The sequence below is a fragment of the Streptomyces sp. MspMP-M5 genome (assembly GCF_000373585.1).
GTDB lineage: Bacteria > Actinomycetota > Actinomycetes > Streptomycetales > Streptomycetaceae > Streptomyces.
The window spans coordinates 127,621-142,979 of sequence record NZ_KB891877.1; the positions used below are offsets into that span (position 1 = coordinate 127,621).

Sequence of the window (15,359 nt, forward strand, 5' to 3'; positions counted from 1 at the left end):
TCAGCCGTGCGCCCGGTGGTCCTCCGCCCGGAGCGTCCCCGGCTCCGGCGCGGCGACCTCGTCCGTCTCGACCTTCGGATTGCGTCGCTGCCGCCGGGCGACCCAGGTGGCCAGCCAGGACAGCAGCATGCACAGTCCGATGTAGACGGGCGAGACGACCAGGACGACGGGGATGAACGGCAGGTCGTAGTCGAGGTTGGACGCGATGAGCTTGCCGGCGTGCAGGAACTCCTCGTAGCTGATGAGGAAGCCCAGTGAGGTGTCCTTCAGGGCCACCACCAGCTGGGAGATGATCGCCGGCAGCATCGCCCGGACCGCCTGCGGGACGAGCACATGCACCATGACCTGGGTCTTGCGCATCCCCAGTGCGTACGCCGCCTCGCCCTGGCCGCGCTCGACGGAGTTCACACCGGAACGGAAGACCTCCGCCAGCACCGAGCCGTTGTACAGCGCCAGCCCGCTGACCAGGGCCGTCAGCGGCTCCGCACGCAGCGCCACATAGATGAAGAAGATCATCACCAGCACCGGCATGGCCCGGAAGAACTCCACCAGCAGGGTGCACACCCAGCGCAGCGGCCGGTGCGCGGAGAGCCGCCCGGCCGCCAGCACCGCGCCCAGTCCCAGCGCCAGCACCGCCGCCAGCCCGAACGCCCGCAGGGTGTTGGCCAGTCCGGTCAGCAGCAGCTCCTGGATGCCCACGTAGGTGAAGGGCGTCCACTTTCCCGCGGTGAACTGGCCGGTGCGGAAGAGGAGAGACAGGATCCAGCCGGCCAGGGCGAGCAACACCACCGTGCCGGCGAGACCGTAGTACCGGTGCCGGCGCCGGCTCCGCGGGCCCGGCAGGTCGTACAGGACGGTGCTCATCGGGCCACTCCGTAGCGCTTCTCCAGCGCGTTGAAGAGCGCGCTGATGGTCAGGGTCACGAGGAGGTAGCCGAGCGCGATCCAGACGAACGACCAGATGGCGCTGTAGCCCAGCTCGTTCAGGGGTTTGTAGACGCCGAGGAGTTCGACGACGCTGAACGAGCCGGCGATCGCGGAGTTCTTGGCCAGCGCGATCAGGGTCGAGCCGAGGGGCGGGATGACCGAGCGGAAGGCCTGCGGCAGCACCACCAGCCCCAGCGTCTGCCCGAAGGTCATGCCCAGGCTGCGGGCCGCCTCGCCCTGCCCGGACGGCACGGTGTTGATGCCGGCCCGCACCGCCTCGCAGACGAACGCCGAGGTGTAGCAGCCCAGCGCCAGCACGGCGAAGAGGGTGAACGGCAGCACCAGGCCGAACCGCGGCAGCCCCAGCACCACCGCGAAGAACAGCAGCGTCAGCGGGGTGTTGCGCAGCACCGTCACCCAGGCCGTGCCGAAGGCCCGCAGCGAGCGGACCGGCGCGACCCGGAAGGCCGCCATCAGGAAACCGAGGGTGAGCGCCAACAGCGAGGCGTAGCCGGTCAGTTCGACGGTGCCCAGCAGACCGTGCCCGTAGCGGGAGAGGTTGTCGAGGAGAACGTTCATCGGTCGGTCCCTTGGCTTCGGTCGGTCCCTTGGCTTCTCAGTCCGCCGGGTAGCGGTCGATCGGGGGCGGCGCCGGCGACGGCATCCCGGACACCCCGAGCGTCGCCCGGTACGCCTTCCGCCAGGCGCCGTTGCGCTCGGCGGCGGCGAGCGCGTCGTCCAGCGCGAACCGCAGCGCGTGGTCGGCGCGCCGCACTCCGATGCCGTACGGCTCCTTCGAGAACGGGCTGCCGACGACCTTCAGCTGGTCGGGCGCCTTGGCGGCGTAGCCGAGCAGGATCGCGTCGTCGGTGGTGACCGCGTCGACCTGGTAGGTCAGCAGGTTGTCCACGCACGCCGAGTAGGTGTCGTAGGCGACCAGGACGGCCCGGGGGAAGTCGGCCTGGATGCGCTGGTACGGGGTGGAGCCGGCGGCCGAGCAGACCCGCTTCCCGGCCAGGTCCCGCGGGCCGTGGATGCCGTGTTCGTCGCGGCGCACCAGCAGCGACTGGCCCGCCATGTAGTACGGGCCGGCGAAGCCGACCTGCTGCTTCCGCTTGGCGTTGATGGTGTACGAGCCGACGTACAGGTCGATCTGGCCGTTCTGCAGTGCGGTCTCACGGTTGGCGGAGGCGATGGTGACGAAGTCCACCGCGCGGGCGGGGAAGCCGAGCGCGGCGGCCGTCATCTTGGCGATCTCGATGTCGAAGCCGCGGTACACGCCGCTGGCCGGGTCCCGTTCGCCGAGGTAGGGCTGGTCCTCCTTGGCGCCGACGACGAGCCGGCCGCGGCGCTCGGCGGCCCGCCAGGTCGGCGAGGCGGGCAGCGAGAAGCCCCGGGCCACCGGATAGGCGGGCAGATCGCCGGCCCGGGGCCCCTTGACGGGCGGGCTGCCGGGCCGGCCGCAGGCCGCCGCGGCCAGCGCGAGGAGGACGAGCAGCAGGGCGGCGAGCCGGGCCGGACGGGCGCGGCCGGGCGGCGGGGTGGGAAGGTGCGGCATCGCGCGCCCCGTTCAGTGCTTGAGGATCTTGGCGAGGAAGTCCCTGGCGCGTGCGCTGCGCGGCGCGGCGAAGAACTCCTCCGGGGCGCGGTCCTCGACGATCCGGCCGTCGGCCATGAACACCACGCGGTGGGCGGCGGAGCGGGCGAATCCCATCTCGTGGGTGACCACGACCATCGTCATGCCCTCGCGGGCGAGCTGCCGCATCACCTCCAGCACCTCGTTGATCATCTCGGGGTCGAGGGCCGAGGTGGGCTCGTCGAAGAGCAGCGCCTTGGGCTCCATGGCAAGGGCCCGGGCGATGGCGACCCGCTGCTGCTGGCCACCGGAGAGCTGCGCCGGGTACTTGGCGGCGTGGGCGGCGAGCCCCACCCGGTCCAGGAGGGCGCGGGCCCGGCGCTCGGCGTCCGCCTTCCGCTGCCGGCGGACCTTCACCGGCGCCAGCGTCACGTTGTCCAGCACGGTGCGGTGCGCGAAGAGGTTGAACGACTGGAAGACCATGCCGACGTCGGCGCGCAACCTGGCCAGCGCCCGGCCCTCCTGGGGCAGCGGTACGCCGTCGAGCAGGATGGTGCCCGACTCGATGGTCTCCAGGCGGTTGATGGTCCGGCACAGGGTCGACTTGCCGGAACCGGAGGGGCCGATGATCACCACGACCTCGCCGCGGGCGACGGTGAGGTCGATGTCCTGGAGGACGTGCAGCGCGCCGTAGTGCTTGTTGACCCCGCGCAGTTCGATCAGCGCATCACCGGCCATGGCCCGGCCCGCCCCCTCTCGTCCGTACGGAGAGATCGCAACCTACCCGTACGAAGGGGGCACTTCGCCGGTGACACGCGCGGGGGCGGGCCGTTCGGACGGGCTGGTCAGCCCTCCGCGACCTCGGCGTAGACCTGGGAGAGTTCGGGAGCGCCGTCGTCGGCCCAGGCATGGCCGACCGCCACCACGTCGACCTCCCGGCCGGAGGCCAGCCGCACCACCGGCTGCCCGTCCGGCCAGACGTACCAGACCGCGGCGCGGACCGTGCGCACCAGGACCGTCCCGAGGTAGAGCCCGGCGTCGTTGCCGAGCCAGGACAGCACCTCCGGGTCGTCGCGCCACACCGGCTGGAGCTGGTCCAGCTCCGCCAACGACCGTACGGTGTCGTCGAGTTCGACGCCCGCGGTGGCCGCCTGGTCGCGCAGCAGCTCACACTCGGAGAGCAGCTCGACGACGCTCTCGGGATCCGCGCGCACCGACTCGGCGAGCGGCACCGAGCCGGCCGCGTCGATGCGCCTACGCCACTTGTCCAGGAAAGACAGCTTCATGCTGCGAGGGTCCCACCCGCCTGTGCGCCACGGCCACAGGCGCGCGGCGCGGCGCCGGGGGCTCCTCGGCTCCCGCGCACGCCGCACCGGGGGGGGCGGCCGGCGTACGACCGGCTCACACGTCGAGGTCCACCACCACCGGCGCGTGGTCCGAGGCGCCCTTGCCCTTGCGCTCCTCGCGGTCGACATAGGCGTCCGAGACGGCCTTGGCGAACGGCGCGTTGGCGTAGACGAGGTCGATGCGCATGCCGCGGTTCTTGGGGAAGGCGAGCTGGCGGTAGTCCCAGTAGGTGTAGGGGCGGTCGTACTTCAGCGGGCGGGGCACCACGTCCGACAGGCCGGCCTCGCGCAGGGCGGCCAGGGCGGCGCGCTCGGCCGGGGTGACATGGGTCAGGCCCTCGAAGACGGCCGGGTCCCAGACGTCCTCGTCGGTCGGCGCGACGTTGTAGTCGCCGAGGACGGCGAAGGGGCGGCTGCCCGCCGCGTCCTCGGCGACCGCCGTCTTCAGGGCCTCGAACCAGCCGAGCTTGTAGGCGTAGTGCGCGTGGTCGACCTCGCGGCCGTTGGGCACGTAGACCGACCACACGCGGGCCGGGCCGCAGGTCGCGGAGACGGCGCGGGGCTCCTGGGCGCCGTCGTACTCCGGGCCGCCGGGCAGGCCCATGACCACGTCCGCCAGGCCGACCCGGGAGAGCAGCGCCACGCCGTTCCACCTGCCGTCGGCGTTGACCGCGGCCTCGTAGCCCAGCTCGCGGAGCTGGTCGTAGGGGAACTGCTCGGCGGAGCACTTGGTCTCCTGGACGCACAGCACGTCCGTGCCGGACTTCTCCAGCCAGGCCAGCAGCCGCGGGAGGCGGGCGGTGATCGAATTGACGTTCCAGGTCGCGATGCGCATATCCGTAAACCTACCGCCCGCCACCGACAATCAGCCGACCTCGGTGTGCGCCCCCGGCGCGAGGCGGCCGTGGTCGGTCCCGCCGAGCTTGTCGATCATGGCGTCGTAGACCGGGCGGGCGTGGTCCTGGAGCAGGCTGTCGTGGATGTCCAGGGCCCGGCGCGGGGCGACCGCGCGGACGTAGTCGATGATCTCGCCGACCTTGTTCCACGGCGCGTGGACGGGGAGCAGCAGGGTGTCGACGGTGCGGCCCTCGGGGACGGTGAGTGCGTCGCCGGGGTGGAAGACGGTGCCGTCCAGGAGGAAGCCGACGTTGGTGATGCGCGGGATGTCCGGGTGGATCACCGCGTGCAGCTGGCCGTGGACCTCGACGTCGAAGCCGGCGGCGGTGAAGGTGTCGCCCTCGCCGACGGTGTGCACCCGGCCCGGGAAGGCCGCGGAGATCTGGTCGGCGACGCTGGCCAACGTCCAGATCTCGGCCGCCGGGTTGGCCTCCATGCCCCGGCGCAGCCGCTCCTCGTCGAAGTGGTCCATGTGCTCGTGCGTCACCAGGATCGCGTCCGCGCCGACGGCCGCGTCCGCCTCGCTGAACACGCCCGGATCGATCACCAGCGTCCGCCCGTCCTTCTCGATCCGGACGCAGGAGTGGGTCTTCTTGGTGAGTTCCATGGGCCCATCCTGCCGCGCGGCGGCGCACCGGGGCCGTCACCTATGCGCAGCACCCCCGCCCAGGGGGCACACCCCTCACGCCTCCGGTGTCGTCTCCTCCTGGATGACCTTCTGGGCCACCGCGAAGGCGGAGTTGGCGGCCGGGACGCCGCAGTAGACCGCGGTGTGCAGCAGGATCTCCTTGATCTCCGCGGGCGTCAGGCCGTTGCGGAGGGCGGCGCGGGTGTGCAGCGCCAGCTCCTCACGGTGGCCGCGGGCGACCAGCGCGGTGAGGGTGATGACGCTCCGGGTGCGGCGGTCCAGGCCCGGCCGGGTCCAGGTCTCGCCCCAGGCGTAGCGGGTGATGAAGTCGTGGAAGTCGGCGGTGAAGTCGTCGGCGCCGGCCTCGACCTTGTCCACATGGGCGTCGCCGAGGACCTCGCGGCGGATCTTGACGCCCTGCTCGTAGGTGCCGCCGCGGACCTGGTCGGGCTGGGTCAGGCCGGACTCGATGGCGGCCGGGGCGTGGGTCGGCATGGGCGGCGCGAGCTGCGGCTTGGGGGCGGCCGCGCTGATCGCGGCCGGGCCGGGCTTGTCGTGCCAGGCGGTGCTGAAGTGGCGGATGAGCAGCTCGCTGACGGCGGCGGGCTGCTCGACGGGGGCCAGGTGCGAGGTGCCGGGTATCAGCGCCAGGCTGGCGTCGGGTATGCCGGCGACCAGGGCGCGGGCGTCGGTGGTGGGCGTGACCTGGTCCTCGGCACCGACGACGACGAGCGTGGGCACGCCCACCCGGCCCAGGGAGGAGCGCACGTCGTAGGCGGCGAGCGCCTCACAGGCGGCGATGTAGCAACCGGGGTCGGTGGTCCGCACCATCTGGACGGCCCATTCGACGATGGCGGTCTGGGCACCGGCGAAGCCCGGGGTGAACCAGTGCTCGGGCGAGGTGCGGGCGATCGGGTCGAGTCCGTTGGTGCGGATCACCACCCCGCGCTGCCGCCAGGCGTCGGCGGTGCCGTAGCGCGGGGAGGAGGACACCAGCGCGAGGGAGGTGACGCGGTGCGGGCGGGTGAGTGCCAGCTGGGTGCCGACCGCGGCGCCGAGGTCGCAGCCGGCGTAGCCGAACCGCTCCACGCCCAGCGCGTCGAGGGTCGCCACCAGCCGGTCGGCGACTTCGGCGACGGAGTTCGCCGCGTGCGCGGGGGATCCGCCGTGGCCGGGCAGGTCGAAGCGGATGACGCGCCACTGGCGGGTCAGCTCGGGGATCTGCCGATCCCACATGTGCCATGTCGTACCCAGGGCGGCACCCAGAACCAGGACTGGGGCGCCTTCTGGCCCGTCAGAGCGGTACTGGAGGGTGCGCGTCGGTGTCTCACTCACGCCCTGCACGGTCTCACATCTCACAGCTGCCCCTCTGACCGGGCCATGACTGTGCGGGTTTGACCAGGTGAAAGACCTCCCGGGCAGCGTAGCGTCTGAGGCATCGGACGATTGCGCGTCGGGTCTTGCCCTCCTTGATGCGGCGCTCGTAGTAGACGCCTCACCACGGCCACGCCGGCAGCACCTTCGGCCGGCTGGCCTACCTGCGCGCTATCCCGGAGAGCGGTCGGGGGACGCGCAGGAGAGCCATGACCTCTGCGAAGCCGGGCGCGTCTCCGGCCTGTCCGGCAGTGAGAAGGCAGGCCAGTGAGCGGGGAACGACTACCGGCGGTCCGCGCCGCCGGTCGGGTCAGCGGCTGTCCACCAGGCGATCAGGCGAGCGGCCGTCGCCTGGGGTGGCCGACTCGAAGGAAGTCCGAAATGGACCTCCAGCTCATGCCGCAGGAACTCACCGATCTCCGCCTGGTCGGCGCCATCATGGAGCCTGCGGAACAAAGGGCCGACCATGCAGTCGTACTCGTCCTGCACCTCGTCAGCGACACCGATCGGATCCCATTCATTGAGCAGCCGTCGCAGGTCCTTCTGAGTGGAGGTGTTCCAAAGGCGCATCTCCCCAGAGTGCCGTCCGAGAACGCGAGCGATCACTCCCGGCATCTTGATCCAACCGGAACGGCCTACTGCCGTGATCACATAGGACGCCCTTGACCACGGGTGAGGTTCGCCGGGTGCGGCCTCGCCCCAGGATCCGCCGGGTATGGGATCTGCTCACAGCCGCTGGCGTGCGACCCGCGCGGTCGCCATGGCGTCGGTCGTGGTGGCCGCCAGCAATTCCGTGCGCCCGCTGGAGACCCGCACCGCCGACGGCCTTTACTGCGCCTCCGGCACGTTGTGGTGTCCCGTGGTGGCTGGCCGGCGCCACGTTGGCGCCGGCCAGCCTGCCTGAGGATCACGGTGGGGAAATCCCCCTGACGGGTGGGGTGTTCGCCCCAGTGTGTCGAGCGTGCCGGGAGCGGCAGAGTCCAGTCATGGACTTTTCTCGGCTTCGTGGAAGATCAGCCAAGCGCGGTGCGCTTGCTCTGGTGTGCGCCGTGACCGTACTGGCGGTGACAGGGTGTGGCGACAACCATCAGCGGTCCTCCTCGCCTGCCGCCTCTCCCTCGTACCAGCAGCCCGCAGCACGCGGTTCGGTGGTCTCTGCGACCGCCGTGGCGGACTTGGACACCAAGGAGGTCGTGGCCCGTCTGGCGAAGACCGGCATCGATGTGGCACAGGTCCGCTACGGCGTGCGGGCCCACCGGATCGTGTATCGCACCGTCGACATCAAGGGCAGGCCCACCACGGCGAGCGAGCTGGTCGCGATGCCGAAGAACGATGACCGCGATCTTCGGGTGGTGTCCTGGCTGCACGGCACGCAGGTGTACCGGGGGGAGGTGGCCTCGGTGAATGACCGGTCCACCGACCGGGCCACGGCGTTGCTGTTCGCCTCGACCGGCCGAGCGGTCTCCGCACCGGACTACCTCGGCCTGGGGAAGGGCCCGGGGACCCATCCGTACGGGAACCCGGAGGCGACCGTCAGCGCTTCGGTGGATGCCTTGCGGGCGGCTCGTGCCTTCGCCCGCCAGGACGGCCGCACGCTCGACCGGCGCGTACTGGTCAGCGGGTTCTCCCAGGGCGGACCGGCCACGATGATCGTCGGACGGGCCCTGCAGCAGGGCGTCGACCCGTACTTTCGTCCGGGTGCCCTGGCCCCGGTCTCCGGCCCGTTCGATCTGAGTGCTTTCGAGGCCGCCGCAGCAGCCGACAAGGTCGCCCGGTCATCGCTCTACCTCGCCTATTTCGCCACCGCCTGGAACCGGATGTACGGCCTGTACGACACGGCGGACCAGGCGTTCCGTGCCCCCTACGACAAGAAGGTGGACACGCTGTTCGACGGCGACCACCAGGCGTCGGAGATCGCGGCCGCGCTGCCGGCGACCTCGAAGGAACTGTTCACCGAAGGGTTCCTCCAGAAGGTGCGCAACCCCACGGGGATTCTGCAACGGAAACTGCAGGTGATGGACACCACCTGTGACTGGCGGCCCGCAGTCCCGGTGCGCCTCTTCCACGCCAGGGGCGACAAGGACGTCGCCTTTGCGAACTCCCTGTACTGCCAACGTCAGCTGGCTTCCCACGGGGCCGACCAGCAGCTCAGCGATGTCGGGCAGTTCGACCACTCCACGACGGTCCTCAAAGCCCTGCCACAGGTGGTGCGCGAGTTCGACTCCGCCCGCTGAGCCGGCCCGCGATCGGCCGGCGGCCACAGCGGGGCCGAACAGACTGGGCTCGAAGAACCGCCGTTCGGCGACGCGTGACGACGTTGGGCGCGTCCTCGCCACGGACGAGGCATACACGCGCCCCGCCCACCACAAGAAGGACACGAAACCACGCCGAACCGGATAGCCGACAAGCTCAGGCCACTTGGGCGGTGGCCGCGAGGACCAGCTCGCGCAGGGTGACGCGCTGCGGCTGCTGGTACGCGAAGCCGATCGCCGCGGCCACGTCTTCGGGGGCGAGCACCTCGATGGAGTCCTTGAACGCCTGGTAGTCGGCCTTCACCGCCTCGTCGGTGGTGTGCGAGAGCAGCTCCGTCTCAACGGCCCCCGGGGCTATGGTGACGACGCGGACCCCGTGGCCCGCCACCTCTTCGCGCAGGCTCTCGGACATGCCGTGCACGGCGAACTTGCTGCCGCTGTAGACCGTGTGGTTGGCGTAGGTCCGGCGGCCCGCGACCGAGCTGACGTTGATCACCGTGCCGTGGCCGCGCTCGATCATGCCGGGCAGGACCGCACGTACCCCGTGCAGCAGACCCCGCACATTGACATCGAACATCCGCTCCCACTCGTCGGCCGGCTGCCTGGCCACCTCGCCCAGCAGCATCACGCCCGCGTTGTTGACGATCAGGTCGGCGGGGCCGTACAGCGCCTCGGCCTCCCGGACGGCGTCGGCCACCGCCTCGGCGTCCGTGACATCGACGGACCTGGCGAGAGTGTCAGGGAGGCCGAGCACCTCCATCCGCTCCACCCTGCGGGCCAGCAGCAGGAGGGGGTGGCCGAGTGCGGAGAGGGTGCGGGCGGTGGCGGCGCCGATGCCCGAGCTGGCTCCGGTGATGACGGCGAGAGGCTTGGCGTCGGTGTGCGGGTCGGTGTTCATGTCGGTGTTCATGTCCTCAACCTTGATCGTCCGGCGGACCCCGAACAACAGCCGGTCGCGCAACGGTCGATAACCTGACGGTTATGGAACGCCGAGACGTCGAGATATTCCTGACCCTCACCGAGGAGCTGCACTTCGGCCGCACCGCACGGCGCCTGCACGTGTCGCAAGCCCGGGTCAGCCAGTCCATCAAGCAGCTGGAGCGGCGCATCGGCGCGGCGCTCTTCGAACGGACCAGCAGACGCGTGGAGTTGACGTCGATCGGGCGCCGCCTCGCCGACGACATACGTCCCGGCTACGAGCTGATCAGGGACGGCGTCGAGCGGGCGATCGCCGCGGGACGCGGTCTGGCCGAGCCGCTGCGCGTCGGGTTCAGCAGCCCGCTCGCCGGTGAGCTCGTGCTGTTCGCCGCCGCCGCGTACCGCGAGCGGCACCCGGCGGCCGGTGAGGTCCTGCTGCACGAGACCCCGCTCTCCGACCCCTTCGGCCTCCTGCGCTCAGGCGAACTCGACCTGCTGCTCGCCCAGTTCCCCGTCGTCGAACCCGATCTGGTCACCGGCCCCGTACTGATCTCCGACACCCGCGTGCTGGCCGTCTCCACCCGGCACCCGTTCGCGAAGAGGCCCTCCGTCCGGGTCGACGACCTCGCCCGGGACAAGGTGCTCAGCCTCTCGGGGCCCGTCCCGGACTACTGGCTCGACCATCTCCTGCCGCCCACCACTCCGGCGGGCCGTCCCGTCGAGCGCGGCGAGCGGGCGGCGACCCGGCAGGAGCTCCTCGCCCTGGTCGGGGCGGGGCGCGGGGTGCATCCGGCCGCCGCGCACGAGGTCAGGTACTACGCCCGTCCAAATATCGCGTACGTCCCTTTCGATGACGCTCCCTCGTTGGAGTACGGCCTGGTGTGGCGGGCCGCGGCGGACACCGGCCGCATCCGCGCCTTCGCTGAGGCGGCGGTGGAGACGGTACGGCGGCAGGGCGGCCCGGGGGACGTCTGCGCGGAGTGTCGCTGATCCGGCGCAGGTGAGCGCCCCCGAGTGTCCCGACTGTGGCGAACCACCGGCCTTGGGCAGGCTGGTGCTCAGTCGACGTGGGCCAGGAGGAGAACGTACCTGCCGGTCCCTGTGGCGATGCTCCGCACAGCATGCGTGGTGGCGCTGGGCTGCCCCTGCAGAGGAGCCTGAACGCTGCCCCTGTACCGATACCGATACCGATCTATTCCGGCACCGATGCTCACGGCTGACATCAACAACGGCGGACAGGCGCGGAAGTGACCGGACGAGCGCGGGTGATCGTCCACCGGCGGAGAACTGTCCTGCAGGGCAGCGCCACGCCGCGGATCGAACTTCTGGAATCAAGCGCAGCCATGTGTCTGAGTCAGGCAGCCGGGTCACGTTGCCATGACCCGGCTGCCCGGCTTAGGCGGAGGCAGTCGCCCCGCCGGACCGGCGCTTCCTGAGCCAGACGGCTACCGCCGCCAGCCCCACGGGCGCCGCGACGGCGGCCTTGACACCCAGCTTCGCGATGACCCAACCGACCGCCAAGTGCCATCCGGTCCACCAGACCGTAAGCGCCACCAGTCCGGCAACAGCCAGGCCGCTTACCACAGACAGTGCGATGCGCGCCCAACGGCTCAACCGCAGTTCATCGTTCCCTTTGCTCATGGGAACAACTATACGAGCGAGCAGTTCCAGGGCCGGGATGCCTGGGCGACCGTCTCGTCACCTCGCCGGGATCGTGAGCGTCAACGACCTTCGTCCGTCGAGTGATTGGACCTGAGTAGGGTCGGGGACTGGCGCGGTGACTTCCGCTCCGTTTGGTCGGGACAGCGGGAAGGAGCCGTCCAGACACGACGCAGTAGCCGTCAAGACTGTTCCGTGAGGAAGGCCACCACGGCGTCCACGAACTCCGCCTGCGCCTCGACGTTCGCCATGTGCACCGTGGGCAGGACGGTGAACCGCGCACCGGGGACTGTCGCGGCGAGCTCCTTCCCGTGGCCGGCGGACGTGACGGTGTCGTGCTCGCCCGCGATGACCAGTGTCGGGTTGTGGATGAGCGTGGCCGTGCGGCGCAGGTCGTAGTCGCGCACCGCAGCCCAGCTCCCGGCCACGCCCTCGCGCTGCGTGGCGAGCAGGGTGCGGCGGAAGCCCTCGACAACCTCGTCGTCGCCTTGCAGCATGTGGGCCGGGAACCAGTTGTGCAGGAACCTCTCCGCGGTGACCTGCATGTCGGGGGCTTCCAGCAGTTCGGCGATCGGTCGATCCCACTGATTCGCCGGCCCGAGGTACGCGGCGGTGTTGGAGAGCACCAGGCGGTCAACGCGCTCCGGAACATGGATCCCCAACCACTGCGCGACGATTCCGCCCAGAGACAGGCCCAGCACGTGCACCCGCTGCAGGCCCAGGGCATCCAGCAGTTCCACCACGTCGCGCCCCAGTCGGTCCAGGGAATACGGGCCGCTCGGGACATCGGAGGCGCCGTGGCCGCGCGCGTCGTAGCGCAGCAGCCGGAAGTGCTCGGTCAGATCCGACACCTGGCCATCCCACATGTGGAGGTCGGTGCCGATGGAGTTCGAGAGCAGCAGCACCGGCTTGTTCTCGTCACCGTCGAAGCGGTAGACGATGCGGACGCCATCGCCGGTGGTGAGGGCAGTACGGGTCTGAGAAGTCATGTCAGCTCCAGTGATCCAGCGGGTATGCGCTCAGCCTATGGACGCCACCTGCAGAGTTCTATTACAAAGATCAAACGAGCCCTGTAGGTTGGCTGGACAATGTCAGACTTCACGCTCCACGAGTTGCAGTGCTTCAACGCCGTTGTGCTCGACGGCGGCTTCCAAGCCGCCGCCGAGCGGCTGCACCGCTCGCACCCATCTGTGTTCGCAGCAGTCGCCAAGCTGGAGCGCAAGCTGGGCCTGGACCTGCTGGATCGCTCGGGCTATCGGGTTCAGCTCACCGAGGCGGGGCACGCCTTCCACCGCAAGGTGCGCTTCCTGCTGCACGAGGCCGAGGAGCTGCAGACCTACGCCGCGCAGTTGGCGATGGGCGAAGAGGCCGAACTGCGGGTGGTACTAGGGGACCTGTGTCCACTCCCACCGGTGTTGGAGATGCTCAGCCGCTTCTTCGCGCAGTGCCCGCAGACACGACTGCACCTGCAGTTCGAGACAGTCACCGGCCCCTGGGAGCGACTGCTGGAGGACGAAGCCGACCTCATCGTGCACCGCGTCCCCAAAAGCGACGTGCGGATGGAGTGGATCGATCTCGGCCGCGTCGCGCTGGTGCCCGTCGTGGCACCCGGTTTCCTGCCCTTCCCTCCGGACACCGACATCACACCGCAGCGGATGCAAGCCTTCACCCAATGCATCGTCCGGGATTCGGCGCGGCATCCGTCGGAACAAGGCCATTTCCTGGTCGAAGGCGCGCCCCGGAGCTCCGTTCCGGACCACCTCATGAAGAAAGAGCTGATCTTGCACGGCATGGCGTGGGGACACGTCCCGCGGTTCATGATCGAGACCGAGTTGCGTGACGGAAGCCTGCTTTCCATCGCCGGACGGCACTTTCCCGGTGTGGTCGAGGAACTCTCGGCAGCTCGCCGGCGCGACCGGCCGCACGGGCCGGTCGCCGACCAGCTGTGGGACTTCTTGGCCCGCCATGCACCGGTCCTGCGGCCGACGCTAGGCCATGTGCCCAAGGCGAAGAGAGCACCGGAACACCACAGGTGACATCACCACGATCATCATTGAGGTGTACCAAGGCCGCTTCTATGCGTCGTCAAGTGGGCTGGAGATGTTCACTGTTCGGAAGCGTTCGCGGGTGAGGTAGTGCTTGAGGGTTCGGCGGATTTCGCGGTCCGTGCGCCCTTCGGCTCGTCGCCGGGCGAGGTAATCGTGTGTCGTAGGCAGCTGCGCCATCGCGTCAGGACGAGGTCGTGAACAGCGAAAGCAATCGCAGTGCGGCACGCCAAAGTTGGGCGGTTCCGCTTCGTGAACGGCAGACTGGGGCACCTGGGGCCTCATGGTGCTCCCGCCTCTCCAGGCCGCCAGGAGTTGCGGGAGCGGACGCGGTTGTCGAAGGCACAGGTGGCGAGGGCGGCCGGGATGAGCCCGAGCACGGTCGCCAGGCGGAAGGGCGGCCGGGGCCTCGTCGGCCGGACCGTCCTCCGTCACCCACTACGCCGCCCAACAGTCGGCCTCGTCCCGGGACGGCCGACCCGCGACAAGCTCGACGAAGCGATCTTCGATCTCACCCAGAGTGGGCTGACCGCTGGCATCCATGTCCTGACCGTACAGGCACGGCAAACGTTGCTTGATGCGGCGCCAGGCAGCCTTCGCTACCAGCAGCGTGGCTGCCGGCGGCGCGGCGGCAGCCACGACGACGCGCAGCGCTCGTTACTGCTCGCTCCCCATGAAACCCGTGCTTGCCTGGTCGTCTGCATCAAAAGCGGCGACGATCGGGTCAAATCCGGGCGGGCTGTCCTTGAAGGCCAGACCCATGCCTGCCAGCTTTGCCTTGACCTCGTCGATCGACTTCGCACCGAAGTTGCGGATGTCGAGCAGGTCCGCCTCGGAGCGCGCCACGAGTTCACCCACCGAGTGGACGCCCTCACGCTTGAGGCAGTTGTAGGAGCGGACCGTGAGCTCCAGCTCCTCGATCGGCAGCGCCATGTCGGCGGCCAGGGCGGCGTCCGTCGGGGAGGAGCCCATGTCGATGCCCTCGGCCTCGACGTTCAGCTCACGGGCCAGACCGAACAGCTCGACCAGCGTCTTGCCGGCGGAGGCCATGGCATCACGCGGCCGCATTGCTTCCTTGGTCTCGACGTCGACGATCAGCTTGTCGAAGTCGGTGCGCTGCTCGACACGGGTCGCCTCGACCTTGTAGGTGACCTTCAGCACGGGGCTGTAGATGGAGTCGACCGGGATCCGGCCGATCTCCTGGCCGGCCTGCTTGTTCTGCACGGCGGAGACGTAGCCGCGACCGCGCTCGACGGTCAGCTCCATCTCCAGCTTGCCCTTGCCGTTNAGCGTGGCNAGGACNAGGTCGGGGTTGTGCACNTCGACNNCGGCCGGCNGNGCGATGTCGGCGGCGGTGACCAGACCCGGGCCCTGCTTGCGCAGGTACATCACGACCGGCTCGTCGTGCTCCGAGGAGACGACCAGCTGCTTGATGTTGAGGACCAGGTCGGTGACGTCCTCCTTGACACCCGGCAGGGTGGTGAACTCGTGTAGGGCACCGCCGATGCGGATGCTGGTGACGGCAGCGCTGGGGATCGACGACAGGAGGGTGCGGCGGAGGGAGTTGCCGAGGGTGTAGCCGAAGCCCGGCTCCAGCGGCTCGATCACGAACCGGGAGCGGAACTCGTCGACGACCTCTTCGGTCAGTGACGGACGCTGAGCAATCAGCACGAGGTATTGCCTCCAGTGTTTGGCGCCCGCTATGTGACGCCGTAGACACCACGAAGGGTACGGGTGG

General features: G+C 69.9%; 17 protein-coding genes and 1 pseudogene. 3 read left to right on the forward strand and 15 right to left on the reverse strand.

Features of this window, described 5'->3' with window-relative positions; all coding sequences use genetic code 11:
* The 10 genes and pseudogenes from B073_RS0107820 to B073_RS0107860 form a co-directional block, all read right to left on the reverse strand.
* Entirely contained in the window at nucleotides 1–864 is an 864-nt protein-coding gene (locus tag B073_RS0107820) for an amino acid ABC transporter permease (RefSeq protein WP_018537526.1), read from the reverse strand.
* A complete protein-coding gene (locus B073_RS0107825) occupies nucleotides 861–1,505 on the reverse strand; it encodes an amino acid ABC transporter permease (protein WP_018537527.1) in 645 nt (214 codons plus the stop codon). Before B073_RS0107825 ends, B073_RS0107820 begins: the two co-directional genes overlap by 4 nt.
* A gap of 37 nt (nucleotides 1,506–1,542) precedes the next feature.
* Complete coding sequence (locus B073_RS0107830) at nucleotides 1,543–2,484, reverse strand: glutamate ABC transporter substrate-binding protein (protein WP_018537528.1); 942 nt, start codon at nucleotides 2,482–2,484, stop codon at nucleotides 1,543–1,545.
* Between the two features lie 12 nt (nucleotides 2,485–2,496).
* Nucleotides 2,497–3,240 carry an amino acid ABC transporter ATP-binding protein gene (locus B073_RS0107835; protein WP_018537529.1) on the reverse strand — a complete coding sequence of 248 codons (744 nt, stop codon included), beginning with the start codon at nucleotides 3,238–3,240 and terminating at the stop codon, nucleotides 2,497–2,499.
* A gap of 107 nt (nucleotides 3,241–3,347) precedes the next feature.
* Entirely contained in the window at nucleotides 3,348–3,788 is a 441-nt protein-coding gene (locus B073_RS0107840) for a DUF6278 family protein (protein WP_018537530.1), read from the reverse strand.
* Nucleotides 3,789–3,903: 115 nt separating this feature from the next.
* Nucleotides 3,904–4,683 (reverse strand): exodeoxyribonuclease III, encoded by a 780-nt coding sequence (locus tag B073_RS0107845; RefSeq protein ID WP_018537531.1) that lies wholly within the window; start codon nucleotides 4,681–4,683, stop codon nucleotides 3,904–3,906.
* A gap of 30 nt (nucleotides 4,684–4,713) precedes the next feature.
* Nucleotides 4,714–5,352 carry an MBL fold metallo-hydrolase gene (locus B073_RS0107850; protein WP_018537532.1) on the reverse strand — a complete coding sequence of 213 codons (639 nt, stop codon included), beginning with the start codon at nucleotides 5,350–5,352 and terminating at the stop codon, nucleotides 4,714–4,716.
* A 75-nt stretch (nucleotides 5,353–5,427) separates the two neighbouring features.
* A complete protein-coding gene (pcaC, locus tag B073_RS0107855) occupies nucleotides 5,428–6,708 on the reverse strand; it encodes a 4-carboxymuconolactone decarboxylase (RefSeq protein ID WP_026247172.1) in 1,281 nt (426 codons plus the stop codon).
* Between the two features lie 205 nt (nucleotides 6,709–6,913).
* Nucleotides 6,914–7,021: pseudogene (locus B073_RS47610) on the reverse strand (IS5/IS1182 family transposase); the annotation flags it as partial.
* An 8-nt stretch (nucleotides 7,022–7,029) separates the two neighbouring features.
* Nucleotides 7,030–7,317 carry a hypothetical protein gene (locus tag B073_RS0107860; protein ID WP_018537534.1) on the reverse strand — a complete coding sequence of 96 codons (288 nt, stop codon included), beginning with the start codon at nucleotides 7,315–7,317 and terminating at the stop codon, nucleotides 7,030–7,032.
* Nucleotides 7,318–7,895: 578 nt separating this feature from the next.
* On the opposite strand from B073_RS0107860, the gene B073_RS0107870 reads away from it, so the two are divergent.
* Nucleotides 7,896–8,981 (forward strand): lipase family protein, encoded by a 1,086-nt coding sequence (locus tag B073_RS0107870; RefSeq protein WP_078507928.1) that lies wholly within the window; start codon nucleotides 7,896–7,898, stop codon nucleotides 8,979–8,981.
* A gap of 175 nt (nucleotides 8,982–9,156) precedes the next feature.
* Here B073_RS0107870 and B073_RS0107875 read toward each other — a convergent pair whose 3' ends face one another.
* On the reverse strand, nucleotides 9,157–9,909 hold the full coding sequence (locus B073_RS0107875; RefSeq protein WP_199788115.1) for an SDR family oxidoreductase: 753 nt from the start codon (nucleotides 9,907–9,909) through the stop codon (nucleotides 9,157–9,159).
* 71 nt (nucleotides 9,910–9,980) lie between these two features.
* Between B073_RS0107875 and B073_RS0107880 the strand changes: the two genes are divergently transcribed.
* Nucleotides 9,981–10,907, forward strand: a complete 927-nt coding sequence (locus tag B073_RS0107880; RefSeq protein WP_018537538.1) for a LysR family transcriptional regulator — start codon at nucleotides 9,981–9,983, stop codon at nucleotides 10,905–10,907.
* Nucleotides 10,908–11,312: 405 nt separating this feature from the next.
* Here B073_RS0107880 and B073_RS46275 read toward each other — a convergent pair whose 3' ends face one another.
* Nucleotides 11,313–11,558 carry a hypothetical protein gene (locus B073_RS46275; protein ID WP_158690101.1) on the reverse strand — a complete coding sequence of 82 codons (246 nt, stop codon included), beginning with the start codon at nucleotides 11,556–11,558 and terminating at the stop codon, nucleotides 11,313–11,315.
* Nucleotides 11,559–11,758: 200 nt separating this feature from the next.
* On the reverse strand, nucleotides 11,759–12,565 hold the full coding sequence (gene pcaD, locus B073_RS0107890) for a 3-oxoadipate enol-lactonase (RefSeq protein ID WP_018537540.1): 807 nt from the start codon (nucleotides 12,563–12,565) through the stop codon (nucleotides 11,759–11,761).
* Between the two features lie 123 nt (nucleotides 12,566–12,688).
* Here pcaD and B073_RS0107895 point away from each other — a divergent pair, with 123 nt between their 5' ends.
* A complete protein-coding gene (locus tag B073_RS0107895) occupies nucleotides 12,689–13,612 on the forward strand; it encodes a LysR family transcriptional regulator (RefSeq protein ID WP_234025019.1) in 924 nt (307 codons plus the stop codon).
* A gap of 447 nt (nucleotides 13,613–14,059) precedes the next feature.
* Here B073_RS0107895 and B073_RS0107900 read toward each other — a convergent pair whose 3' ends face one another.
* Together B073_RS0107900 and B073_RS0107905 are read right to left on the reverse strand one after the other, a co-directional pair.
* Nucleotides 14,060–14,260 (reverse strand): hypothetical protein, encoded by a 201-nt coding sequence (locus B073_RS0107900; protein ID WP_018537542.1) that lies wholly within the window; start codon nucleotides 14,258–14,260, stop codon nucleotides 14,060–14,062.
* A gap of 18 nt (nucleotides 14,261–14,278) precedes the next feature.
* Nucleotides 14,279–15,292: a DNA-directed RNA polymerase subunit alpha gene (locus B073_RS0107905; protein ID WP_018537543.1), complete on the reverse strand. Its 1,014-nt coding sequence runs from the start codon at nucleotides 15,290–15,292 to the stop codon at nucleotides 14,279–14,281.
* Between the last annotated feature and the right edge of the window lie 67 nt (nucleotides 15,293–15,359).